We start from the raw sequence: 830 nt of genomic DNA, 5'->3' as shown, positions 1-830 counted from the left end.
GATGGCCGCTAGTTCATCAGCATTTGCAGCTGGCCCATCTGCAACCCTCCAGGTTCAAGGCTCTGTGACCCAGGGGGCTTGTGTGCCAACCCTTGCTAATGGTGGTGTATTCAACATTGGAGACAAAAAGGTTGATGAACTTCCCAGTAATTACACTCGTAATGTGCCTATAAGGCTTAGTATTGTGTGTTCAGCACCGACCACATTAACCTATTATATAATAGATAATCGCTCAGATAGTTCTGATGGAACGACTGGACATGGAGGCTTAGGAAAAACAAGTACTGGAATTAATATTGGTGTCTGGCGGCATTCACAGGCCCTTGTAAGTGGTTCCAGCAACGGCACAGACAATGATTTAGTAGCTGTATATCAGAGGTCTTCTGGAGAATGGGCGATTCCAGGGGGAAAAGATTCATGGTTCACGAATATGAGTGCAGTGAAATCATTTGCCCACGCATCCTCGAGCTCGTATGACCCCCAGCCTATTATGGAAGCTGTGGTGGATGTATATCCTTGGTGGAAGATTGACAAGAGTAATTTAAATGGAATCTCAGATGTTGAAAATATTGATGGCAACGCAACATTTGTGTTCAATTACCTCTAATTAAATTGCAGATCACAAAGAAAGGGATTTTTTTGTGATTAATGCGCCAAGTTTTCTTTGGGGGGTAAAGTTATTTTATTTGTAATTTTACACTCTCTCACCGTAACCGTTCACCGAGAGTGGCTTGACAGGAAAAGAGAGACGATTGTCGAACTGCTTGAGTAGGCAATTTATTACCGAGTAAAAATGGTAATGCGTAATGGCTCGTGTTATCAGGAGCTAA

The 830-nt window shown here is 42.9% G+C and carries 1 protein-coding gene; it reads left to right on the top strand.

What is annotated here, in order from left to right; translation table 11 throughout:
• Window positions 1-607: DUF1120 domain-containing protein (locus tag G5193_RS21700; RefSeq protein ID WP_421207336.1), on the top strand; the 607-nt coding region annotated here is incomplete at its 5' end.
• Between the last annotated feature and the right edge of the window lie 223 nt (window positions 608-830).

The sequence above is a fragment of the Aeromonas sp. 601027 genome (assembly GCF_049174455.1).
Classification (GTDB): Bacteria; Pseudomonadota; Gammaproteobacteria; order Enterobacterales; family Aeromonadaceae; genus Aeromonas; species Aeromonas veronii_A.
This window is presented reverse-complemented; position numbering and strand designations above follow the sequence as displayed.